The 24584-nt window shown below is 68.9% G+C and carries 15 protein-coding genes; 7 read left to right on the top strand and 8 right to left on the bottom strand.

Translation table 11 applies throughout. The annotated features are described in order from the left end of the window. Positions 1-60: 60 nt before the first annotated feature. On the bottom strand, positions 61-1155 hold the full coding sequence (gene rsgA, locus OV207_RS11135) for a ribosome small subunit-dependent GTPase A (protein ID WP_267554825.1): 1095 nt from the start codon (positions 1153-1155) through the stop codon (positions 61-63). Between the two features lie 580 nt (positions 1156-1735). On the opposite strand from rsgA, the gene OV207_RS11130 reads away from it, so the two are divergent. Beyond that, positions 1736-2974 (top strand): linear amide C-N hydrolase, encoded by a 1239-nt coding sequence (locus tag OV207_RS11130; protein ID WP_267554824.1) that lies wholly within the window; start codon positions 1736-1738, stop codon positions 2972-2974. Between the two features lie 209 nt (positions 2975-3183). Then, positions 3184-3921 (top strand): MerR family transcriptional regulator, encoded by a 738-nt coding sequence (locus OV207_RS11125; RefSeq protein WP_267554822.1) that lies wholly within the window; start codon positions 3184-3186, stop codon positions 3919-3921. 72 nt (positions 3922-3993) lie between these two features. Here the strand turns inward: OV207_RS11125 and OV207_RS11120 are convergent, their stop codons facing one another. Beyond that, positions 3994-4746, bottom strand: a complete 753-nt coding sequence (locus OV207_RS11120) for a hypothetical protein (RefSeq protein ID WP_267554821.1) — start codon at positions 4744-4746, stop codon at positions 3994-3996. Between the two features lie 255 nt (positions 4747-5001). Between OV207_RS11120 and OV207_RS11115 the strand changes: the two genes are divergently transcribed. The 4 genes from OV207_RS11115 to OV207_RS11100 all read left to right on the top strand — a co-directional run bounded on the left by OV207_RS11115 (position 5002) and on the right by OV207_RS11100 (position 17655). After that, complete coding sequence (locus OV207_RS11115; RefSeq protein ID WP_267554819.1) at positions 5002-5871, top strand: hypothetical protein; 870 nt, start codon at positions 5002-5004, stop codon at positions 5869-5871. A gap of 202 nt (positions 5872-6073) precedes the next feature. Further along, positions 6074-13486: a HAMP domain-containing protein gene (locus OV207_RS11110; RefSeq protein WP_267554818.1), complete on the top strand. Its 7413-nt coding sequence runs from the start codon at positions 6074-6076 to the stop codon at positions 13484-13486. Between the two features lie 118 nt (positions 13487-13604). Further along, positions 13605-15578, top strand: a complete 1974-nt coding sequence (locus OV207_RS11105) for an ATP-binding protein (RefSeq protein WP_193428082.1) — start codon at positions 13605-13607, stop codon at positions 15576-15578. 142 nt (positions 15579-15720) lie between these two features. Further along, positions 15721-17655 (top strand): sulfatase-like hydrolase/transferase, encoded by a 1935-nt coding sequence (locus OV207_RS11100; RefSeq protein WP_267554817.1) that lies wholly within the window; start codon positions 15721-15723, stop codon positions 17653-17655. Between the two features lie 19 nt (positions 17656-17674). On the opposite strand, the gene OV207_RS11095 is transcribed toward OV207_RS11100, so the two are convergent. The 5 genes from OV207_RS11095 to yedA form a co-directional block, all read right to left on the bottom strand. Further along, positions 17675-18520, bottom strand: coding sequence for a type VI immunity family protein (locus OV207_RS11095; protein WP_267554816.1), 846 nt, complete (start codon positions 18518-18520; stop codon positions 17675-17677). A gap of 65 nt (positions 18521-18585) precedes the next feature. After that, positions 18586-19401, bottom strand: coding sequence for a hypothetical protein (locus OV207_RS11090; RefSeq protein WP_267554814.1), 816 nt, complete (start codon positions 19399-19401; stop codon positions 18586-18588). Positions 19402-19683: 282 nt separating this feature from the next. Next, a complete protein-coding gene (locus tag OV207_RS11085; RefSeq protein WP_267554813.1) occupies positions 19684-20598 on the bottom strand; it encodes a type VI immunity family protein in 915 nt (304 codons plus the stop codon). Further along, positions 20595-21365 (bottom strand): hypothetical protein, encoded by a 771-nt coding sequence (locus tag OV207_RS11080; RefSeq protein WP_267554873.1) that lies wholly within the window; start codon positions 21363-21365, stop codon positions 20595-20597. The genes OV207_RS11085 and OV207_RS11080 overlap by 4 nt, the downstream gene beginning before the upstream one ends. 98 nt (positions 21366-21463) lie before the next feature. Then, positions 21464-22372 (bottom strand): drug/metabolite exporter YedA, encoded by a 909-nt coding sequence (gene yedA, locus OV207_RS11075; protein ID WP_267554871.1) that lies wholly within the window; start codon positions 22370-22372, stop codon positions 21464-21466. A 227-nt stretch (positions 22373-22599) separates the two neighbouring features. Here yedA and hrcA point away from each other — a divergent pair, with 227 nt between their 5' ends. Continuing rightward, the gene (gene hrcA / locus OV207_RS11070; protein ID WP_193428079.1) at positions 22600-23631 is read left to right on the top strand and encodes a heat-inducible transcriptional repressor HrcA; all 1032 of its coding nucleotides are present in this window, start codon (positions 22600-22602) and stop codon (positions 23629-23631) included. Between the two features lie 7 nt (positions 23632-23638). Here hrcA and OV207_RS11065 read toward each other — a convergent pair whose 3' ends face one another. Continuing rightward, on the bottom strand, positions 23639-24550 hold the full coding sequence (locus OV207_RS11065) for a lipid kinase (protein WP_324291514.1): 912 nt from the start codon (positions 24548-24550) through the stop codon (positions 23639-23641). Positions 24551-24584 lie beyond the last annotated feature (34 nt).

Here is a 24584-nt window from a genome sequence, read left to right as displayed (position 1 = left end):
CACCCGCCAGGGCCACGGCGCGAAAGGAGTTGGCTCCGCGCCGTGCCCTGGGGTGTCTGTCTATTCGCCGCGCCGCTTCGCGCGGCCCCGCTGCGAGCCCTCCAGCGTCTGCTTGCGCTGGGTGCGCTTGTGTTCCCGCTGCGCGGCGGCGTCCACCTGACGGGCGGTGAAGGACTGCTCGCGCAGGAGCTTCTCGAAGTTGGCGCGCCGCTCCTCGGGGAGCGTGCCGGCCTGGACCGCCGCCGTCACCGCGCACCCCGGTTCATTCCGGTGTCCGCAGTCGTTGAAGCGGCAGCCCTCCGCCAGCGCGAAGACGTCCGCGAAGGCCTGGGCCAGGGACACCTTCTCGTCCTCGCCCCACAGCCCCAGCTCGCGCATGCCGGGCCCGTCGATGACGAGCCCGCCGTGGTCCAGCACGAACAATTCGCGGTGCGTGGTGGTGTGCCGGCCCTTGTCGTCCTCCGCCCGCACCGGCTGGGTGACGAGCCGCGCGGCGTCCAGCAGGCGGTTGGCGAGCGTGGACTTGCCCACGCCCGACGAGCCCAGCAGCACGCCCGTCTTCGCGGCGGGGATGCGCGCGCGCACCTCCTCGACGCCCAGGCCCGCCTTCGCGCTCACCGCGAGCACGTCCACGCCGGGGGCCAGGGCCTGCACCTCCAGGACGCGCGCGGCCGCGTCCTCCGCGAGGTCCGCCTTGCTCAGGAGGACGACGGGGGTGGCGCCGCTGTTCCAGGCCAGGGTGAGGGCCCGTTCGATGCGGCGCGGGTTGAAGTTGCCGTCCAGGCCCACGACGAGGAACACCACGTCCACGTTGGCGGCGATGAGCTGCCCGTCGTGTTCGCTGCCCGCCTCGCGCCGCTTGAGGACGCTGCGGCGGGGCAGCACGGCCTGCATCAGCGCCTCGCCGTCACCGGACGACGGCGGCTGCAACAGCACCCAGTCGCCAATGGTGGGCAGCGCTTCGGCGCTCTCCGCCTGGTGGAGCAGCCGCCCGGCGGCGCGGGCGAGGAGGGCCCGGCTGGAGGTCTGGACGGTGAGCAGGCCCCGGTGCTGGCGCACGACGCGGCCGGGGACGAGGGAGACGGAGGAGGTGGACTGCGCGGTGGACAACGCGAGGTCGAAATCAGGACCCCAGCCAAGGGATTCAAGTGACACGAGGGAGACTCCGGGCAGAGCGGTGCCTGGGCGTGCCGGACGACTCCGGGACGCCTGGCGGACAGGGGGCTCGCGCTGCGGCGGAAGGTGCTTCGAACCGACTCAGCTGACGAGCGCCCGCGAGAGGAGGGCAGGGACCGCGACGGCGACAAGTGGCAGGTTCATCTGGGAAGCCTCCTGGTGGTGCGCGGGAGCCGGCGGCCATCGCCGGACCGGTAGCGACCCTATCAACACCGCTCGGCCGTTGGCGACCCCCTCCTCCGCCCAGGGATTCCTGAACCTGGAGGTCCTTGGACTGCGGTACGAACGCAGGCCATGCCCGGGTCGAGCGTGTCCGAGGACACCCACCATCGCCTCGCATACGCAAACGGAATCTTCGACTTATATGTATTTCTATTAAGGCCACTCAATTCCACCAAGACACGCTTCGTCTTTCTGGGTGGGTCCCTTTTCATTCCATGATTGAGCGGCCTAGCCGGCTTTGACTGGAATCACTGCGATTCCCGTGCGGGGCGGGATGCTCGAACATACGCTGAGGCATCGCGCATCGCGGTGAAACACCACCCAGAGAGGCCTCAGAATGTGCACGAATCTGATGATCAGCGTCCCCGCCAATCCCGGGCTGAGTTCCCCAGACACGTCGCGGATGTTCGTGAGCGCGAGGGCGCTGGAGATGCCGGGAGAGATTGCGCAGAGCGTCTACGTCATGCCAAGCAAGCAGCCCTGGCCGCTGACGCCGGCCACTCCCGGCTCGGCGGCCCAGGGATGGACGACGCTCCGTTGGACCAATCCTTATGGTTTCGTGGGGATCGCCCCGTCGGGGAGCGGCTGGCAATCCCTGCCGACCTTCAATGACGGCATCAACAGCCAGGGGCTGTCCGTCGGAGCGCTGTGGCTCGCCCCGGGTACCCAGTACGGCCCCCTGGGGACTGGGGCTGGGACGCCGAAAAATCAGGTCTCGTTCCTGGATTTTCCCGCGTGGATCCTCGGCAACTTCGCGTCGGTCACGGACTTCCTGTCAGCCCTCCCGAACATCATCGTCGTCGGGCCTGCGCCGGGCGCGCAGTTCTATGTCCCGCTGCACTACATCGTGACGGACAACACCGGTCAGAGCGCCGTCATCGAGTTCATCAACGGCACGCCCCAAATCTACAAGTGTACCAACGGCGTCATGACCAACTGGCCGACCTACGACTGGCAGCTGACGAACGTCCAGAACTACTTCAACCTGACGCTCGTCGGCACTGCCACCTCCACCTCGGGTGCTGGCAATCCCGTCGGAGGCGGTCTGGTCGGACTGCCCGGAGACTCGCTGTCCGCCTCGCGGTTCGTCAGGGCCACCATCCTCTCCCAGGGCATCAGCCAGCTCCCGGCGGACGGTACGGGCTGGCTGCCGGCGCCAGGCGTCTTCCCGACGACGCCGCCGTCGAAGAACCCGCCCGGCTTCGCCGGACCCGAGCAGACCGCGGTCATGGTCGCGCTGCAGCTCACGCAGATCTGTATGGGGACGCCGTACGGGATGCTGCTGGAGACGGTGAAGAACTCGCCGTCCACGACGGGCACCCCCGACACCATGCCCTCCTCGTCCACGACCACGTACGGCGACTACACGATGTGGACGAGCGTCCGCGACCACACCAATCTCAAGTACTACTTCATGTCTGCGTTCAGCGGGATCCTCACGATGATCGATCTGAACTCGCTGGACTTCGCCACCACGCCGGCGTACCCGGCCGCCGCGAGCATCGCGGTCATGCCCCAGGGCGGCGCGCCGTGGCGTGTGGATGCGACAAAGATGCTCACGCCCGCAGCCGCGTGAGCTTCCCGTCGCGGGTTCATCCAGACCTGTCATTGGAGTGACAGGCCTGGATGGCTTTCCAGTGAGGCGAGTCGCTCTGGCTGGGAGAGGGCTTCGTCCCGTCCCGAGCGGCTGCGTCCTGTTTTTCCCCCTTGCACCTCACGCGACGTGAGGTTGTACCCATCACCTCCAGTCACGGAAGTGGCACGGTGACTGGAAAGGGGTGAGGCATGCAGCACACGGAACTGAAGGTCGGGGAGCTGGCCCGGCGCACGGGGCTGTCCGTCCGCGCGCTGCACCACTACGACGAGATTGGCTTGCTGAAACCCTCGGCGCACACGGCGTCGGGGCACCGGCTCTACACGGCGGCGGACATCGCCCGCCTGAGTCACATCCTGTCGCTCAAGCAGCTCGGGTTCTCGTTGGAGGAGATCTCCGGGACGCTGGGCCGGGCGGACTTCTCCGCCCTGCGCGTGGTGGAGCTGCGGCTCCAGCGGGCACGCGAGCAACTGGCGGAGCAACGCCAGCTCTGCGAACGCCTGGACACCCTCGCACGGCAGCTGCGCGCGGCGGAGCCCGTCTCCGCCGACGACTTCCTCCAGACCATCGAGGCCATGGCCATGTTCGAGAAGTACTACACCCCGGAGCAGTTGAAGGAATTGGAGGCCCGTCGCCAGGCGATGGGCGAGGACGCCATCAAGGAAGTGGAGGCCGAGTGGCCCCGCCTCATCGCCCGCATGCGCGAGGAGCTGGAGAAGGGCACCGACCCCGCGGCCGAGCCGGTGCGGGCGCTGGCCACGCGCTGGCGTGAGCTGGTCCGCGCCTTCACGGGCGGCAACCCCGGCATCGAGAAGTCGCTCAACACGCTGCACCAGCAGGAGCCCCAGGTGGCCGAGCGCCAGGGCCGCGACCCGAAGTTGATGGAGTACGTGGGCCGGGCCATGGCGGCGCTGGATGCGCCGAAGTAAAGACAGACACGACCGCGGCCGCCAGCGAAGTGCTGGCGGCCGCGCCGTCATGAGGGGCTTGCGGAAAGATGGTTAGTTGCCGACCACGGTGCCGCCCGACGTCCCATTGGAGCCGCTGGTGCCAGTGCCGCCCACGCCGCCCATGGTGCCGCCGGAGCCGCTGGTGCCGGTGCCGCCCACCCCGCCAATGTTGCTGCCGGAGCCGCCCACGCCGCCGGTCGTGCCGCCACTGGTGCCGGTGCCGCCCGCCCCCGTGCCGCCGGGGTTGATGGAGGTTCCGGTGCTGTCGGTGCCGGGCGCGGTGGAGCCCGTGGTGCCCGTGCCGGTGCCGCCGATGGTGCCGGTGCTCCCGGTGCCCGAGCCCCCGTAGGTGCCCGTGCTGGTCCCGGTGGAGGGCGACGTGTAGGAGCCCGTCCCGGTGGAGGGCGCCGTGCTGCCCGTGCCGTAGGTGTCCGTGCTGCTGCCCGTGCCCGTGGTGGAGCCCGTGCCGATGCCGCTGGTCCCGGTGCCGCCCGTGCCGGAGGTGCTTCCGCCGGTGGTGCCGGTGCCGGTGGTGCCGGGAACCGGGTTCACGCCCGTCCCTGAACCGCCCGTGCCTGTCGCGGTGTTGCCGGTCTGCATGCCCGTGGAGTTGGTGGTCCCCGGCGTGAACGTGCCGGTGGAGCCGGCGGTGCCCGTCTGGCCGGTGGTGCCCATCTCCGAGGAGGTGCCGGTGGAGCCGGGCGTCGTCCCGGGGCTCGACCCGTCGCCTACCTGCTGGGCGACCGCGCTGGTGGAGAGCAGAAAGCTGAAGGCCAAGGCCGCGGTGGTGATGGTGCGTCGCATGTCTGGAATCCTTTCCCCGTCCCGTGAGCCGTAAAGGTGTGTGCTTCACCTGACACGGCAACCCGGGGGAAGAAGACGGCCCATGGCAGGTCGGCGGCCTGCGGAACGCCCAGCGCCACCCGGGGGCTTGAAACGGACGAGCACTGTTCGGTCGTCCGCAGTGCTTTCGAGCGTCGAAGTCAGCGCATCACGCCGGTTCTGTGCTGTCCTCCGGTCCGGAAGGGAGCGTGCGTGGGCGGACGGGATGGGCATGCGGTGGCGGGACGCAAGGGCGCACGGCTGCCAGGCAGCGTGAGCGTCCTCGCCTGGCCCCTCACGCTCGTCGTCGCCGCGGGCCTGGGGCTGTTGCTCTACGTCGCCACCACCAGCCTGCCCTACCTCATCGCCTCGCCTGCCGGGGACGCGCACCTGGGCGCGCTCAATGACTGTCTGTCGCGGCAGCTCGCCGGGGCCACGCGCCTGGGCTGGGCCGTGGCGCCGGACGCTTCGCGCGCGGCGGTGTTCGGCCCCCGCGTCGTCGCCGTCTGTGGCGAGAAGGGCAAGCGCTTCCGGCTGGAGTTTCCAGGCGTCACCGCGCTCGCCTTCGACGGGGAGCGGACGCTGTGGGTGGCCGCTGGAGGCCATCTGCTGCGGGAGCGGGACGGGCTGCTCCAGCAGGTGGGGGACATCACCCCGCCCGAGGAGCTCGTCGGCCACGCGGGTGGGGTGATCGCGCTGGATGCCGCCGGACAGCTCGTCTCCGTGGCCCCGGACGGCAAGGTGCTGGGACAGGCGCAGGTGCCGGGAACCGGGGGCCGGCTCTCCGTGGGGCCCGGCGGCGTGCTGGCGGCAGTGGAGTGGGGCGGCGGCGTCCTCGTCTATGAGGCCCGCACGCTCGCGCTCGTGCGCGCGGAGGCCCCGTGCGCCGTGGAGTTCCTGTGGTGGCTGGACAGCAGGGAAGAGGTCCTGCTGCGCTGCGGTCCCTCCCAGGACACGCCCACACCCGCCGCGCTCCGCTTCGACGTGCGCACCGGCGCCCGTCACGAGGTGCCCGACCGGACCCGCGCGCCTGCTCGCAGGCTCCCGGGCCGGGCACTGTATGTCCAGGGCTGCGACGGCTTCCCGTGCACCGCCACGCCGCCCTGAAACTGTTATGGAAGGCCCCGGTCCAGGGCTTCCGGGAATGCCGCGACCCTGGCCCAGGCACGGCGTTCAGTGCCCGACACAAGGGGCCTTCATGCCCCCGCTTTGAAATCGACAAGCCCGCGAACTTCCTAAAGATTCATGGGTTCGCAGGTCGTTTTTGCAGCTCCCGCCGCAACGCTTCCGCCGATCAGGGGTTTCATTCGTGGACGACACCAAGGCTTCCAGCTCCTCCGCTCCCCGCAAGCGCTCCAACGGGCGCAAGACGTCAGGGGCCGCCGCGCCGGAGGACGCGTCCTCCGCCCGGTCGCCCGGCAACGTCGCGGCCAACCGGTTGAGCACCGCGAGCACCCCCCGCGCCGCCGAGCCCGCGACCGCCCGGCGTGCCCCCGCGCGGGGACGCAATGGCAACAGCCGCAACGCTCCCGAGGACGCCGTGCGCGCGGGGGGGCCTCCTCCGCTCCAGCAGCTGCTGGCGGCGCTCCGGGCGGTGCAGGGCGGTGACTTCTCCGTGCGGCTGCCGTCGGGCGCGCAGGACGTGGTGATGGATGAGATCGCCCGCGCGTTCAACGCGGTGGTGACGCTCAACTCCACGCTCACCCACGAGATCGTCCGCGTGGAGCGCGTCGTCGGCCGCGAGGGCCGCATGGGCGAGCGCGTGACGCTGGGCGACGTGCGCGGCGACTGGGCCACCAGCGTGCAGTCCATCAACGCGCTCATCGGCGACCTGGTGCAGCCCACCACGGAGGTCGCCCGCGTGCTGGTGGCGGTGGCCGAAGGCGACCTCACCCAGAAGATGGCGCTGGAGATCGACGGCCAGCCCGTGAAGGGCGAGTTCCTGCGCATCGGCACCACCGTGAACGCGATGGTGGATCAGCTCAACAGCTTCGCCGCCGAAGTGACGCGCGTCGCGAAGGAGGTCGGCACGGAGGGCAAGCTGGGCGGTCAGGCCGCCGTGTCGGGCGTGTCCGGCGTGTGGAAGGACCTCACGGACAACGTGAACGTCCTCGCCGGCAACCTCACCGCGCAGGTGCGAAACATCGCGGAGGTGACGACGGCCGTCGCGCGCGGAGACCTGTCGCGGAAGATCACCGTGGACGTGAAGGGCGAGGTGCTGGAGCTGAAGAGCACCATCAACACGATGGTGGACCAGCTCAACAGCTTCGCCTCCGAAGTGACGCGCGTCGCGCGCGAGGTGGGCACGGAGGGCAAGCTGGGCGGTCAGGCCGCCGTGTCGGGCGTATCCGGGACGTGGAAGGACCTCACGGACAACGTGAACTTCATGGCGTCCAACCTCACGACGCAGGTGCGCGGCATCGTGAAGGTCGTGACGTCGGTGGCCAACGGCGACCTCACCCAGAAGCTGATGGTGCCGTCGCAGGGCGAGATCGCCGCGCTGGGCGCCACGCTCAACAACATGACGGACACGCTCAACGTGTTCGCGCAGCAGGTGACCAGCGTCGCGCGCACGGTGGGCGTGGAGGGCAAGCTGGGCGCCCAGGCCCAGGTGCCCGGCGCCGCGGGGACGTGGAAGGACCTCACGGACAACGTGAACCTGATGGCGTCCAACCTCACCAGCCAGGTGCGAAACATCGCGGAGGTCTCCACCGCCGTCGCCAATGGCGACCTGTCGCGGAAGATCACCGTGGACGTGAAGGGCGAGGTGCTGGAGCTCAAGAGCACGCTCAACACGATGGTGGACCAGCTCCGCGCGTTCGCCTCCGAAGTGACCCGCGTCGCGAAGGAAGTGGGTACGGACGGCAAGCTGGGCGGTCAGGCCGCGGTGCCGGGAGTCGCCGGCACGTGGAAGGACCTCACGGACAACGTGAACAGCATGGCCTCCAACCTCACCACCCAGGTGCGCAACATCGCGCTGGTGACGACGGCGGTGGCCACGGGTGACCTGTCCAAGAAGATCACCGTGGATGCGCGCGGTGAGATTCTTGAGCTGAAGAACACCATCAACACCATGGTGGACCAGCTCAACAGCTTCGCCTCCGAAGTGACCCGCGTCGCGCGCGAGGTCGGCACGCACGGCAAGCTGGGCGGTCAGGCTGACGTGAAGGGCGTGTCCGGCACGTGGAAGGACCTCACGGACAACGTGAACTTCATGGCGTCCAACCTCACCACGCAGGTGCGAGGCATCGCCAAGGTCGTGACGGCGGTCGCGAACGGCGACCTCACCCAGCGCCTGAAGATGGAGGCGAAGGGCGAGGTGGCGGAGCTCGCGGACACCATCAACGCGATGACGCAGACGCTCTCCATCTTCGCGCAGCAGGTGACGGACGTGGCGCGCACGGTGGGCGTGGAAGGAAAGCTGGGCGCCCAGGCCGTGGTGCCCGGCGTCGCCGGCACCTGGAAGGACCTCACCAACAACGTGAACCTGTTGGCGAACAACCTCACCGATCAAGTCCGTAACATCGCGGAGGTGACGACGGCGGTCGCGAAGGGCGACCTGTCGCGCAAGATCACCGTCGACGCGAAGGGCGAGGTGCTGGAACTCAAGAGCACCATCAACACGATGGTGGACCAGCTCCGCGCGTTCGCCGCCGAAGTGACGCGTGTCGCGAAGGAAGTCGGCACGGACGGCAAGCTGGGCGGTCAGGCCGACGTGAAGGGCGTGTCCGGCGTGTGGAAGGACCTCACGGACAACGTCAACAGCATGGCCTTCAACCTCACCACCCAGGTGCGAGGCATCGTCAAGGTCGTGACGGCGGTGGCCGACGGCGACCTGTCCCAGAAGCTGGTGATGGAGGCGAAGGGTGAGATCGCGGCGCTCGCGGACACCATCAACGCGATGACGCAGACGCTCTCCGTCTTCGCGCAGCAGGTGACGGACGTGGCGCGCACGGTGGGCGTGGAAGGAAAGCTGGGCGCCCAGGCGGAAGTGCCCGGCGTCGCCGGCACCTGGAAGGACCTCACGAACAACGTGAACCTGCTGGCCAACAACCTCACGGCCCAGGTGCGAAACATCGCGGAGGTGACAACGGCCGTCGCCAACGGCGACCTGTCGAAGAAGATCACCGTCGACGCGAAGGGCGAGGTGCTGGAGCTGAAGAGCACCATCAACACGATGGTGGACCAGCTCCGCGCGTTCGCCGCCGAAGTGACGCGCGTCGCGAAGGAAGTCGGTACGGAGGGCAAGCTGGGCGGTCAGGCCGACGTGAAGGGCGTGTCCGGCGTGTGGAAGGACCTCACGGACAACGTGAACGTCCTCGCCGGCAACCTGACGGACCAGGTGCGAAACATCGCCAAGGTGACGACGGCGGTCGCGAACGGCGACCTGTCCCAGAAGATCACCGTGAGCGTGAAGGGCGAGGTGCTGGAGCTGAAGAACACCATCAACACGATGGTGGACCAGCTCCGCGCGTTCGCCTCTGAAGTCACCCGCGTCGGCAAGGAGGTTGGTACCGAGGGCAAGCTGGGCGGTCAGGCCGCGGTGCCGGGCGTCGCGGGCGTGTGGAAGGACCTCACGGACAACGTGAACGTCCTCGCCGCGAACCTCACCGACCAGGTGCGAAACATCGCCAAGGTGACGACGGCGGTGGCCTACGGCGACCTGTCCCAGAAGATCTCCGTCGAGGCGAAGGGCGAGATCCTGGAGCTGAAGAGCACCATCAACACGATGGTGGACCAGCTCCGCGCGTTCGCCTCCGAAGTGACCCGCGTCGCGAAGGAAGTGGGCACGGACGGCAAGCTGGGCGGTCAGGCCGCGGTGCCCGGCGTCGCCGGCACGTGGAAGGACCTCACGGACAACGTGAACAGCATGGCCTCCAACCTCACCAGCCAGGTGCGAAACATCGCGCTGGTGACGACGGCGGTCGCGAATGGTGACCTGTCCAAGAAGATCACCGTCGACGCGAAGGGTGAAATCCTGGAGCTGAAGAACACCATCAACACGATGGTGGATCAGCTCAACAGCTTCGCGTCCGAAGTGACGCGCGTCGCGCGCGAGGTGGGCGCCGAAGGCAAGCTGGGTGGACAGGCGGAGGTGAAGGGCGTGTCCGGCACGTGGAAGGACCTCACGGACAACGTGAACTTCATGGCCCGCAACCTCACCACGCAGGTACGCGGCATCGTGAAGGTCGTGACGGCGGTCGCCAACGGCGACCTCAAGCAGAAGCTGGTGGTGGACGCGAAGGGCGAAGTGGCCGCGCTCGCGGAGACCATCAACAACATGACCGACACGCTGGGCATCTTCGCGGAGCAGGTGTCCTCCGTGGCCCGCGAGGTGGGCGTGGAAGGCAAGCTGGGCGGTCAGGCCCGCGTGCCCGGCGTCGCCGGGACGTGGAAGGACCTCACGGACAACGTGAACTTCATGGCGTCCAACCTCACGACGCAGGTGCGCGGCATCGTGCGCGTGGTGACGGCGGTCGCGAACGGCGACCTCACCCAGAAGCTCATCGTGGACGCGAAGGGCGAGGTGGCGGCGCTCGCGGACACCATCAACAACATGACCGACACGCTGGGCACCTTCGCGGAGCAGGTCTCCACGGTGGCCCGCGAGGTCGGTATCGAAGGAAAGCTGGGCGGTCAGGCCCGCGTGCCCGGCGCGCGCGGCACGTGGCGGCAGCTGACCGACAACGTGAACCAGCTGGCCGGCACGCTGACCAGCCAGCTGCGCGCCATCTCCGACGTGGCCACCGCCGTGACGAAGGGCGACCTGACCCGCAGCATCACGGTCGTCGCCGAGGGCGAGGTCGCGGCGCTGAAGGACAACATCAACCAGATGATCGTCAACCTGCGTGAGACGACGCAGAAGAACCAGGAGCAGGACTGGCTCAAGACGAACCTGGCGAAGTTCAGCGGCATGATGCAGGGCCAGAAGTCCCTGGATGCCGTCAGCCGCCTCATCATGAGCGAGCTGACGCCGCTGGTGTCCGCGCACCACGGCGCCTTCTTCCTCTCCGATGCCGAGGGCGGCGTGCCGGCCCTCAAGCTCACCAGCACCTACGCGTACCGGGAGCGCAAGCACCTGGCCAACCGCTTCCGGCTGGGCGAGGGGCTGGTCGGCCAGTGCGCGCTGGAGAAGAAGACCATCCTCCTGACGCGCGTGCCGTCGGACTACATCACCATCGCGTCGGGCCTGGGTGAGGCCGCGCCGCTCAACATCATCGTCCTGCCCGTGCTCTTCGAGGGCGAGGTGAAGGCCGTCATCGAGCTGGCGTCCTTCCACCCCTTCAGCGCCATCCATCAGATCTTCCTGGATCAGCTGACGGAGACCATCGGCGTCGTGCTGAACATGATCATGGCGAACATGCGCACGGAGACCCTGCTCTCCGAGTCGCAGCGCCTGACGCAGGAGCTCCAGAGCCAGTCGCGCGAGCTGACCCAGCAGCAGGACGAGCTCAAGCGCACCAACATCGAGCTGGAGGACAAGGCGAAGGAGCTGGCGGACCAGAACACCCGCGTGGAGGAGAAGAACCGCGAGGTGGAGCTGGCGCGCGTCAGCCTGGAGGAGAAGGCGGAGCAGCTCACCATCATCTCCAAGTACAAGAGCGAGTTCCTGGCCAACATGAGCCACGAATTGCGCACGCCGCTCAACTCGCTGCTCATCCTCGCGAAGCTGCTGTCGGACAACAAGGACGGCAACCTGTCCAACAAGCAGGTGGAGTACGCCAACACCATCTACGCGTCCGGCGGGGACCTGCTCAGCCTCATCAACGAGATCCTCGACCTGTCCAAGGTGGAGGCGGGCAAGATGCAGGTGGAGCCCCGGGACATCGTCCTCACGGAGCTCAACCAGTTCATCGAGCGCAGCTTCCGCCCGGTGGCGGACCAGAAGGGCCTCAGCTTCCACGTCGAGGTGCTGTCGGGCACGCCGCGCCACGTGCGCACGGACCCGCAGCGGTTGCAGCAGGTGCTCAAGAACCTGCTGTCCAACGCCTTCAAGTTCACCGACGAGGGCGGCGTGAAGCTCACGGTGCGCTTGGCGGAGAAGTCCATGCGCTTCGACCACGAGGCGCTGCGCCGTTCGCGCCACGTGCTTGCCTTCGCGGTGAAGGACAGCGGCATCGGCATCGCCAAGGACAAGCAGCGCATCATCTTCGAGGCGTTCCAGCAGGCGGACGGCTCCACCGCGCGCAAGTACGGCGGCACGGGCCTGGGCCTGTCCATCAGCCGGGAGATCGCGAAGCTGCTGGGCGGTGAAATCCGCCTGGAGAGCGAGCCCGGCAAGGGCAGCACGTTCACCCTGTACCTGCCGCCGGAGTACCAGGGCTCGGACGAGGACGGCACCGCGCAGACCTCCGACCCGGCCGTGCGCGCGCTCGGCGGCGTGCCGGAGCCGCTCGTCCTCCCGCCCGTGCCCGCGGCGCCGCCGCCGCAACCGAGCGTGGCGGAGAAGGAGGGGCACGTGCTGGACGCCGCGCTGCCCCCGCAGGTGGAGGGCCCGCACGCCCCCGTCGTCGTGGAGGACGACCGCGAGCACATCCGCGAGGGCGACCGCACCCTGCTCATCATCGAGGACGACCTGAAGTTCGCCCGCATCATGGTGCAGATGGCGCGTGAGAAGGGCTTCAAGGCCCTGGTCGCAACCCGCGGTGACAGCGGCCTCGCGATGGCGCACGAGTACCAGCCGGACGCCATCACCCTGGACATCCAGCTGCCCGTGGTGGACGGCTGGAGCGTGTTGGACCGCCTCAAGCGCAACCCGCGCACGCGCCACATCCCGGTCCACATCATCAGCGTGATGGACAAGCACCTGGGCAACACCCAGGGCGCGTTCGGCTACCTCACCAAGCCCGTGAGCAAGGAGGGCCTGGAGCGCGTCTTCGGCCAGCTCTCCCGCTTCCTGGAGCGCCGGGAGCGCCGGCTGCTCGTCATTGAAGATGACGACGTGCAGCGCAACAGCCTCACCCAGCTGCTCAGCGACGGCGGCGACGTGCAGGTCACCGCGGTGGCCAGCGGCCAGGAGGCGCTCCAGAAGCTGGAGGAGAACGAGTACGACTGCCTCGTCATTGACCTGCTGCTGCCCGACATGGACGGCATCAAGCTGGTGGAGGAGGTCAAGACGCAGCAGCGCTTCCGCGACCTGCCCATCGTCGTCTACACCGGCCGCGAGCTCACGCCGAAGGACGAGGCCCGCCTGCGCCGCTACACCGGCAGCGTCATCCTCAAGAGCGGCGCGAAGAGCCCCGACCAGCTCCTGAGCGACACGGCGCTGTTCCTGCACCGCCTGGATGAGAACCTCCCGGCGCGCGCGCGCGCGGCCCTGGCGCAGCGCAACGACCAGGACGCCCCGCTGGCCGGCAAGAAGGTGCTGCTGGTGGATGACGACATGCGCAACATCTTCGCGCTCACCAGCGTGCTGGAAAATCACAGCATGCAGGTCGTCTTCGCGGAGAACGGGCGGGCCGCCATCGAGATGCTGGGCCAGCACCCGGACGTGGACGTCGTGTTGATGGACGTGATGATGCCGGAGATGGACGGCTACGAGACCATGCGTGCCATCCGCAAGGACCCCAAGTACGCGAGCCTCCCCATCATCGCCGTGACGGCCAAGGCGCTGAAGGACGACCGCGAGAAGTGCATGGCGGCCGGCGCGAGCGACTACCTGCCCAAGCCGGTGGACACCGACAAGCTGCTCGAACTGGTCCGCCTGTGGGTGAGTGCTTGAAACTCAACGGCGGCGATCCACCCCAGGGCCCCCTTTGCACTTCCGTCTGGAAGGGGGCAGCCCTAGCCTTGCTCGCCGTGTCCCAGTCCGTTGGCCCCCGCGCTCCCCCGCCGCGCACATGAACTCCACAGAGCACACTCCGGAACGTCCCCAGGAAGCCGCGCCGTCCGCGCGCGCGGCCATCCTGATGGTGGATGACCACCCGGCCAACCTGCTGGCCCTGGAGGCCATCCTCGAGCCGTTGGGACAGGAGCTGGTGAAGGCCACCAGCGGCGAGGACGCCCTCAAGCAGCTGCTCCAGCGCGACTTCGCGGTCATCCTGATGGACGTGCAGATGCCGGGCCTGGACGGGTTCCAGACGGCGGCGCTCATCAAGCAGCGCGAGCGCACGCGCACCATCCCCATCATCTTCCTGACCGCGCTCAGCCGCGACGCGGCGCACGTCTTCAAGGGCTACGCGCACGGCGCGGTGGACTACCTGCTCAAGCCCTTCGACCCGGAGATCCTCCGCTCGAAGGTCAGCGTCTTCGTGGACCTGTTCCTCAAGGAGCAGCAGCTCCAGCGGCAGGCGACGCTGCTGCGGCAGCGGGACCGCGAGGCCCTGGAGCGCCAGGGCGCGCTGCGCTACCGGCGCCTCACGGAGTCCCTGCCGGAGATCATGTGGGCGGCGAGGGCGGACGGGTCGCTGACGTACGCGAACCGGGCCTGGCGCGACTACACCGGGCACCAGGAGGGGTATGAGCTGTCGCTCGCCACCTTCCTGCAGGACGTGCACCCGACGGACCGCGAGCGGATGAGCGGGGTGTGGAGCGACGCGCTGGAGCGCGTGCAGGGCAGCGCGAACGAGTTCCGCCTGCGGCGCAAGGACGGCGTCTACCGCTGGCACCTGGCGCGCGCGGTGCCGGAGCACGACGAGCACGGGGCGCTGGTGGGCTGGCTGGCCATCGCGACGGACATCGACGACAAGCGCCGCGCGGAGGAGACGCTGGGGCGCTTCAAGACGACGCTGGACGCGACGCTGGACTGCGTCCTGATGTTCTCCCCGGACACGCTCACGCTGGCGTACGCCAACGCGGGCGCGGCAAAGCAGCTGGCCGCCGGCGTGGACGAACTGGTGGGCCTGTCGGTGCTGGAGGTGGAGAGCGCCTTCGACGAGACGGGCTTCCGCAAGCTGCTGGCGCCGCTGATGTCCGGCACGCTGCCGTCGCAGACCTACTCCACCAACCACCGGCGCCGCGACGGCTCCGAGGTCCCGGTGGAGGTGGTGCTCCAGTACGTGGTGGAGGGCGAGGGCCCGGGCCGCTTCATCTCCGTGGCGCGCGACATCACCGAGCGGCAGCGCGCGGAGACGGCGCTGCGGCTGGCGAGCGAGGCGAAGGACGCGTTCCTGGCCGCCGCGAGCCATGAGCTGCGCACGCCGCTGGCCGCGGCGAAGGGGCACGCCCACCTGGCGCTGCTCAAGCTGGGAGGCCAGACGGAGGCCGGGCCCGGCAAGTCGTTGCAGATCATCAACCGGCAGATCGACCGCATGGCGAAGCTGGTGGAGGACCTGCTGGACATCAGCCGGTTGCAGGCAGGAAGGCTGTCGCTGGAGCTGGAGCCGTTCGACCTGTCGCAGCTGGTGCTGGAGACGCGCGACCGGATGGCGGTGCTGTCGCAGACGCACGAGCTGAAGGTGGAGGTGCCCGAGCACCTGGAGGGCACCTGGGACCGGGGTCGGTTGGACCAGGTGCTGACGAACCTCCTGTCCAACGCCATCCGCTACTCGCCCGAGGGCGGGGTGGTGCTGGTGCGCGTGGTGGCGGAGGGTGACACGGGCGTGCACCTGTCCGTGAAGGACCAGGGCGTGGGCATCCCCAGCGAGAAGCAGCGCCTCATCTTCGAGCGCTTCGGCCGCGCGCACGGCAGCAAGTACGGCGGGCTGGGCCTGGGGCTCACCATCAGCCAGGGCATCGTGGAGCAGCACGGCGGCCGCATCTGGGCGGAGTCGGTCGGCACCGCCGGGCAGGGCTCCACCTTCAACGTCTGGCTGCCCCGCCGCACGGAAACGCAGTCCGCGACGCCCACGGACGTGTCGCGCAGCCCGAGCTGAAGGGCCGCGCGGCCGCGCTCCCGTGGGACGCAGCCGCGTTCGGGAAGGACGCATGCCGGGCCGTGGCAGGGCGCGGGCTCCCAGGGAGGGCCGGCCCGGAGCCCGAGGCATGGGATGTGCTCTGCTGGACGCAGGAGGCTTCATGGCCACGCGTCCCAACATCCTCGTCCTGACTGTCGACCAGCTTCAGTTCCCCCGGTTCGCCTATGGCCCCGACGGTGGCTTCCTGCCGGGCATCAAGGACATCCTGGGCTTCGTGGACGAAGGCGGGGAGGACAACCCCTTCCGGAAGTTCTTCCCCGGCTTCGCGGCGCTCCAGAAGAACGCGGCGGTGTTCCGCAACCACACCATCGCGGCCTCGGCCTGCACGCCGAGCCGGTCGGTCATCTACACGGGGCAGTACGGCACGCGCACGGGGGTGACGCAGACGGACGGCCTGTTCAAGAGCGGCGACGCGGCGGCCTTCCCGTGGCTCGCGCCGGACGGGATTCCGACGCTGGGGCACTGGTTCCAGAAGGCCGGCTACCACACGCACTACTTCGGCAAGTGGCACGTGAGCAATCCGCCGGAGCACTCGCTGCGGCGGTATGGGTTTGATGACTGGGAGCTGTCGTACCCGGAGCCTCACGGGGCCTCCGTCAACAACCTGGGGGCCTTCCGCGACGTAGGCTTCGCGGACCTGGCGTGTGACTTCCTGCGCCGGATGGCGTTGGGACAGCCCTACAACCGGGCGCTGGCGGAGCAGTCCTATGCCGCGCCCTGGGGCGCCGCGCCGGATGGAGAGGCGCAGCCGTGGCTGGCGGTCGCGTCGTTCACGAACCCCCACGACATCGCGACGTACCCCATCCTGCCCAGGCAGTTGGATCCGGGCTCCACCAGGCTGGGGCCCCTGAAGGTTCCGGCCGAGGGCTCGCGATCCATCAAGCCCGTGGCGGGCACCTTCACGGTGCCGCTGAATCCGCTCGGGTTCCCGCAGGAGAACGCGCGCGTGCCGACGAACCTGCGCGACACCCTGGCGAACAAGCCGAGCTGCCAGCGGGACTACGCGTACAAGATGGGATTGGCGCTCGCGTCGAAGACGGGGCTGACGCTGCACCAGGCGAAGGAGGGCATCGACCCGGTGGCGGTCACCCTCAACTCGGGCATCCCCTTCCAGCTCACGGCGGATCCGGAAGAGGCGGCGCTGCGCTTCCAGCAGTACTACGCGTGGTTGATCCACCTGGTGGACGGGCACATCGCCCGCGTGCTCCAGACGCTGGAAGACAGTGGGCTGCGGGAGAACACCCTGGTGGTGTTCCTCTCCGACCACGGCGAATACGGCGCGGCCCACGGCTACCTGATGGAGAAGTGGCACGCGTCCTACCAGGAGGCGCTGCACGTGCCGCTGGTGGTGCAGTTTCCGCAGGCGCAGGAGACGCGGCAGATTGAAGCGCTCACGAGCCATGTCGACATCGTGCCCACGCTGCTGGGCCTGGCGGGCATCCCGCACGAAGAGGTCGCGGCCATCCGCACGGACCTGCGGCTGCACCGGCCGGTGCCCCCGTTCGTCGGCGCGGACCTGAGCCCGTTGGCGCGCGGCGAGTCCCAGACGGTGATGGAGCCCGACGGAACGCCGCGCGAGGGCGTGCTCTTCATCACCGACGATGAAATCACGGAGCCGCTGCCGCGCACCGGGGACCCGCACCAGATGCACGACGAGGCTCTCTTCTCGGTGTACACGCGCGCGGTGGAGGCGCTGCGTGACGGGAGCACGCGGGCGGGTCACGTGCCCGGGTTGAAGCCCGGCGCGGTGTGCCAGCCGAACCACGTCCGCTGCGTGCGCACGCCGCGTTGGAAGCTGGCGCGCACGTTCGACCCCTCGGGCGAGCACGCGGACCAGTGGGAGCTCTACGACCTCCAGAACGACCCGCTGGAATTGGAGAACCTCGTCGTCTACGACGCCCCCTTCCCGACGCTGATTGAAGTGCTGCCCGGAGGGCTGCCCCGCGCGGAGGTGGAGGAGGCGGCGAGGGCGACGCACGCGCTGCTCGGGCGGTACGAGGAGGAGAAGCTGTCGCCCTGGCCGAAGGCGCTCTGAAATCCTGGGACTGGCGCCTCTACCGGGAGAGGCGCCGCAGCCAGGTGTATTCGTAGCGGGGGGGAAGGCCGGCGCGCTCCGGGTAGATGAAGGGCTCCAAGCGGAGCGCCAGCGCCCGGTACTGGGGCGGAATGCTGTCCTGCTGGGTGTCGATGGGCTCGGGCCACTCGCTCAGGGAGATGAGCAGGCGTTGGCTGTCCAGGGGCAGGAGGGAGACCTCCGGGAAGGGGAGCGCGCTCCTCAAGCCTTCGATGCCACCGAGTTGTCCGAGCAGGGGTTGGCCCAGGAACGTGAGCCAGGAGGCGCTCCGGGCGTGGGTGCCAATGGCAAGGCTGGTATCGCTCACGTGGTAGAGGTCCAGGCCCAGGTAGCGATCCCGGAGCGTGTCGAGGAGGCCCCAATCCGATGTGCCCCACCGACCTTGGGGCGCGATGATGGCGAGGCTCGCGTATCCGAAGCTGAAAGGAAGCTCCCACGCGAGCTTGAAGGCCAGGGCGCGCAGGTGATCCGGCCCGTGTTCTTGCAGGTAGTCGGTGGGGAGCGTGAAGGCCACCACGGTGGCAGGATCACTCGGATAGGGCCAGGAGGGCTCGCCGATTCTCCGGCCGTAATATTCGAAATGGTAGCCACCGGATTCGCTGGGGCTCTCCGACAACTCGATGCGGCAGGCGCCATTCCAGGGGCACTCCAGCATCAGCTTTCGATGGTGCTCGTACCCCTTGTCATCGAACTCGACCATGTCGCCATCGTCCGCCACGTACCAGTTCAAGGTATTGGCGGGGATGGCCTGGAGGTAGATCTGCAAGGCGCGCCAGACGGCGGCAGTCACTCCCTCATGGTTGCGGTGGATGAAGAAGGAAATCACGACTCCATCCCGCGCCGCGAGCCGGCCACTCCTGGAGCGCATTCGGATGAGGGGAACAATCTCTCTCATTGGGTCACCCCTTCCTTGGGCGAGATGAGCATTGCTTTTCCTCCTAGCGCTTCTTGGTAGAGGTCGCCCTGTTTCTTGCCGAAGTGGACACTGTTCTTTCCATAGATCGTCCACTGTGGCGGGTTGTCTTCAGGGCAGGGGAACTTGAAGTCCAGGGTGAGCGCGGCCTTCAGCAGGTTGCGATCCGCATGGAGGACGAGGTCCGGTTTGATGGTTCCTCGGAGTTCCTCGGTGCAGCCCCGGGCGATGATGCTCGCCTCCTTCTCTCGACTGAGGGTCTCCACGACCCCGGCATTCAGATAGAAACGATAGCGCTGCTCAGTGCTGTAGGGCGCGGGCCACAGTTCGTCCAGGACCTCCCGGGCGCATTCCAGGGCGAGCACGTGCTTCTGCTGCCCCAGTCGCATCGCACGGGTGATGGGCCTGCCGCATTCGTCCTGGTCCAGTTCCTCCTTGCACTCCTCCCGTGTCGGTGGGCGGCCCTGGAAGAAGAGGGCATTGCCCCGTTCCTCTGCCTGGACGGCGCAAGCGGCGAGGCGCTCCTCGAGTTCCCCCACGGCGTTGTGGCTCTGCATCAGGGCCAGCATGACCGGGGCGTGCCGGAGCAGCGTGGAGGCCGCAGTCCGTGAGGCCGCCGACGCGGCGATCTGCTCGGCCAGGATGGCGGCGTGGTGGGCGTGCGCGACGGTTCTCGTGTCGAGCTTCAGTTTCCCATGCGTGGAGCGCTGGGAGCCACTGGCGCAGGCCGCGAGCAAGGCACAGGCCGCCCACAGGGGCGCGAGCTTCCAGCTCAGGGGCCGGTAGGGACTCACGAGGCTCCTCGGGTTCATTGGCGGACGTACCGCGCGGCTCCGCGCCCGTGTGGATCCAGTGCGCTGACCGGCTGCGCGTGGTGAGCGACACCGGGCAGAACCTGCGCATCCGGAACCTGTCAACGTGGACACAGCGGGGGACGCCCTTTCGCTACTGCCCACCTGTCTTCTCCGGTCAATGGATTTGGGTGCGTGTGCTTGTCGCCTGTCATGGTCGACGGCGTTGTTGTGGCCGCAGTGGCCGTCGTGATGGGCGGTCGCCGATGTCTCGAACCGGCGCTTCTATGGGCAGAGGCGCCGGAGCCATTGATAGAGATAGCTCGCGGGCCAGTCGGACGGCTCTTCGTAGAGGAAGGGCTCCAAGCGGAGCGCCAGCGCCCGGTATTGGGGCGGGATGCCTCCCTGCTGGATGTCGATGGGCTCGGGCCACTCGCTCAGGGAGATGAGCAGGCGTTGGCTGTCCAGGGGGAGGAGGGAGACTTCCGGGAAGGGGAGGGCGCGCCGTAGGCCGTCCATGCCGCCGAGCTGGCCGAGCAGAGGTTGGCCCAGGAACGTGAGCCAGGAGGCGCTCCGGGCGTGGGTGCCGATGACGGCAGCGGTGCGCCTTACAGCGTAGAGGTCCAGGCCCAGGTAGCGATCGCGGAGTGTATCGAGGAGGTCCCAATCCGACGTGAACGAGTAGCCGTAGGGCGCGACAACGGCGAGGCTTGCATAGCCGAAGCTGAAAGGCAGCTCCCACGCGAGCTTGAAGGCCAGAGCGCGCAGGTGGTCCGGGCCGTGCTCCCGCAGGTACTCGGTGGGGAAGGTGAAGGACACCGCAGTGGCGGGGTCTTCCCAGAAGGGGTCGTCGAGTCGGCGCCCGTGGTACTCGAACTGGTAGCCACCGGCGATTTCACCTTCGTTGGCATCCTCTGACAGTTCGACGCTACAGCCGAGGGACCAAGGGCGTTCAAGCATCTTCTCGCGGATGACCTCCCAGCCCTTGTCATCCAGCGGGAGGGTGTCGCCATCGTCCGCGCCATACCAGTTCAGTGACTTGGGCGGGACGGCACGGAGGTAGGTCTGCAAGGCACGCCATACCGCGGAAAACACCTCTTCGTGGTTTCGGTGGATGAAGAAGGAGAACACGACACCGTCGCGAGCCACGGGCAGGCCGCCGCGCGAACGCAACCGGATGATGGGAAAGGCGTCACTCATGGCTGCCCCACGAATCCGCGTGGCGAGATCAACAGTGTTTCCCCGCCCAAGGCCGCTTTGTAGACCTCGCCCTGATTCTTGCCGGCATAGGGGCTGCTGTTTCCATACGGTGTCCACCGCGGCGGGTTGGTATCAGGACAGGGGAACTTGAAGTCCAGGATGAGCGCGGCCTTCAGCAGGTTGCGATCCGCATGGAGGACGAGGTCCGGCTTGATGGTCCCCCTGAGCTCCTCTGTACAGCCCTTGGCGATGATGCTCGCCTCCTTCTCCGGGCTGAGGGTCTCCACGAGCCGGGCATGCAGGTAGAAGCGATAGCGTTGCTCGATGCTGTAGGGCGCGGACCACAGCTCATCCAGCACTTTCCGGGCACACTCCAGGGCGAGCACGTGCTTCTGCTGCCCCAGTCGCATGGCCCGGGTGATGGGTCTGCCGCATTCGTCCTGGTCCAGCTCCTCCTCCTTGCACTCCTCCCGTGTCGGTGGGCGGCCCTGGAAGAAGAGGGAGTTGCCCCGTTCCTCTGCCTGGATGGCACAAGCGGCGAGGCGCTCCTCGAGTTCCCCCACGGCGTTGTGGCTCTGCATCAGGGCCAGCATGACCGGTGCGTACTGCACCAGGATGGAGACCCCGGCCCGTGTGGCGCCCTGGGCCGCAATCCCCTGGGTCAGGGCGGCGGCGTGGCGGACGTTCCCGACGGTGTGCGTGTCCAGACGCAAGGCGGAGCCACTGACGCAGGCCGTGAGCAGGGCGCACGCCATCCCCAGGCACACGAACTTCAAGGGCGCGGGCCATCTCACGGAACCAGTGTCGGAAGGCACGGCGCGGACTCTACCCGGAGGCCTCGCACGGGCCGGACCGAAACGCCCCGTCAGCGCTTGCCGCGCGCCAGCAGCATCACCGAGAAGAGGATGGCTGCCATCGCGCCCCACGTCAGCGGGCCCAGCGTCTCTCCCGCGAACACCACGCCCAGCAGCACCGCCACCGCCGGATTCACATACGCATAGCTGGTGGCCAGGGCCGGCCTCGCGTTGCGCAACAGATACGCATACGCGCTGAACGCCACCAGCGAACCAAAGAGCACCAGATACACGAACGACACCACCGCGCGCAGCGGCGGCGTGCCCACCATCCGCTCGCCCAGCACCGCGCTCACGCCCAGCATCATCACGCCCGCGCACAACATCTGCGTCGCGGGCGCCATCAGCCCCACGGGCATGGGCAGCCGCCGGCCCCACACCGAACCGAACGCCCAGCTCAGCGGCGCCACCAGCAGGGCCAACGCCGCCGCGCCGCCGCCGCCCATGTCCCCACCCAGGTTGAGCAGCGCCACGCCCGCGAAGCCCAGCACCAGCCCCGCCAGCTCCGCGCGCCCCGGTCGCTGCCCGAAGGCCGCGCCGAAGATGGCCGCCCACAGCGGCATGCTGCCCACCACCAGCGCCGCCACCCCCGACGGCACCCCCAGGTTCTGCGCGAACGCGATGCCCCCGTTGCCCACCACCAGCAACAGGAAGCCCGTCGCCGCCCCCGCGCCCCACTGCCGCGCTCCCGGCACCGGCTGGCCCCGCAGCCGCAACCCCACGAACAGCATCCCCCCCGCCAGCAGGAAGCGCAGGCCCGCCATCCGGAAGGGCGGAAAGCCCGTCAGCGCGAACCGCATCGCCAGGTAGGTGGACCCCCAGATGACGTAGAGCGCGAAGAGGCTGAAGAGCAGCCAGCCCCGGTGGGGCGCCTGCTCGGAGGCTTCAGGCCGCGCGACGGGCGCGGGCATGCTCGACATGGGGGCGGGAGAGGTGGACACGGCGGGGGCCTTCTAATGCCCGCCCCGCCCCAGGGCGATGTGCGCATTGCCGTACCCGCCACGGCGGCCAGGAAGCCGGCGCGACGCCTGCCTGCCCTGCGGATTCACCCCCCTGGATTGAATGCCCCGGGCGTCCCTCTTAGAATTCTACAGGAAGCGCGGAGGCCGGAAGGTTCGGGCCGTCGGCTACCGGAGCGTGAGCGGGAATGCCCGACGAGCTGGGTGAGCGCGAGAAGGAAGTCCTCCGTGCCGTGGTGCAGGAGTACATCACCACGGGCGGCCCCGTCGGCAGTCAGCAGCTGACGCGACGGGGGGAGTTCGAGGTCTCCTCCGCCACGATGCGCAACGTCCTCGCGGACCTGGAGGCCCTGGGCTTCCTGGAGAAGCCCCACACCTCCGCCGGACGCGTGCCCACCGACCGGGGCTACCGCTTCTACGTGGACACGCTGGTGAAGCTGCGCGACCCCGCGCCGCGCGACCGCGAGCTCATCCACGCGGGGCTCGTGCACGAGTCCAACCTGGACGACATCCTGTCGGAGGCCAGCCGCGTGCTGCACTCGCTCACGCGCCACGCGGGCGTCGTCCTCACGCCCCGCCCCGACGCGGCCGTGTTCCAGCGCATCGAATTCCTGCGCCTGCGCGAGGACCGGGTGCTCGCCATCCTCGTCGGCCAGAACGGCCAGGTGCACAACAAGGCCCTCACCGTGGACTTCCCGGTGACGTCCGACGAGCTCATCAAGGCCAGCAACTACCTGTCCGAGCTGCTCCACCAGGTGCCCCTGGAAGAGGCGCGCGAGCGCATCCGCGCGGAGATGGACCAGGACCAGGCGCTCTACAACGCGCTCACCGCCAAGGCCCTGCGCCTGGGCGCGGCGGCCACCGCCCTCCAGACGCCCGAGCGGGTGCTCATCGAGGGCACGGGTTCGTTCCTGGAGCAGCCGGAGTTCGCGGACGTGGAGCGCATCCGCGCGCTGTTCCGCGCCCTGGATGAGAAGCACAAGCTGCTGCACCTGCTGGACCGCGTGCAGCGCACCAAGGAGATGCACGTCTTCATCGGCGCGGAGAGCGAGTTCTCCGCCGCCGGCGACGTCACCGTCATCGCCAGCCCCTACGGCACCGCCGAAGCGGTGCTGGGCACGGTGGGCGTCATCGGGCCCACGCGCATGGACTACCGGCGCGTGATTCCCCTGGTGAACTTCACCGCGCAGGTGCTCTCCAGCGTGCTGGAGAAGGTGTAGCCCCGCGTCACTGCGGCGCGGGCGCGTAGACGCGCAGCGCGGCCGTGGCGACCTCGAAGCGCATGGGCGTCATGCCCACGTTCTCGCCGTCCGCGTTCACCTCCATGGGCGGGTCCGTCTCCACGGTGAGGCGGGCGGTGTCCAGGTGCTCGACGGACTCGTGCTCCAGGTGGCCGCCGCTGCGCATGCCCAGCGCCACGCGCGCCAGCGTGGCCACGTCCTGCAGGTGGCCCAGCCCCGTGCGCTCCCCGTTGCCGTCCGCGGCCGACGGCGCGGTGATGGCGTAGACGTGCAGCCGGCGGTCGTCCAGCGTCGCCTCCGGCGCCACCATGTTGCCCGCGCCGTGGTAGCGGCCGTTGCCCACCACCACCTGGAGCGCGTCCAGCTCCAGCGTCCGCCCGTCCGCCTGGATGCGGACGTGGAAGGGTTGCAGGGTGCGCATCTCCGCGGCGGCGGCCATCGGGTACGCCAGCTTGCCGGCGCGCTGCTTCAATTCCTGCGTCAGCCGCTTCGCGATGGCGGTGGTGAGCCCCAGGCTGGCGGCGTTGAGGAAGGGCCGGCCGTTGACGAGCCCCACGTCCACCCGCGCCGTGTAGCCGCCGACGATGACGTCGCACGCGGCCTCGATGGTGTCCGGGATGCCCAGGGAGCGCGCGAAGTCGTTGCCGGTGCCCAGCGGCACCACGCCCAGCGTCACGTCGCGGTTCATCAACACCTGCGCCGCGCAGCTGATGGTGCCGTCGCCTCCGCCCACCAGCACGCGCCGGGCCCCGGCGGCGATGGCCTCCTCGAGCACCGAGCGCAGGCGCTTGGGCTTGGACAGCGCGTGCGCCGCGACCAGGGGAATGCCCCGGGCGGTCAGCACGGCGCGGGCCTCCTCGAAGGCCAGGAGCCCCGAACGGGAGCGCGTGTTGACCACCAGGACCGCGGGGCCCTCGTCCAGGTGCCGGAGT

This window comes from Corallococcus sp. BB11-1, assembly GCF_026626625.1.
Classification (GTDB): domain Bacteria; phylum Myxococcota; class Myxococcia; order Myxococcales; family Myxococcaceae; genus Corallococcus; species Corallococcus soli.
This window is presented reverse-complemented; position numbering and strand designations above follow the sequence as displayed.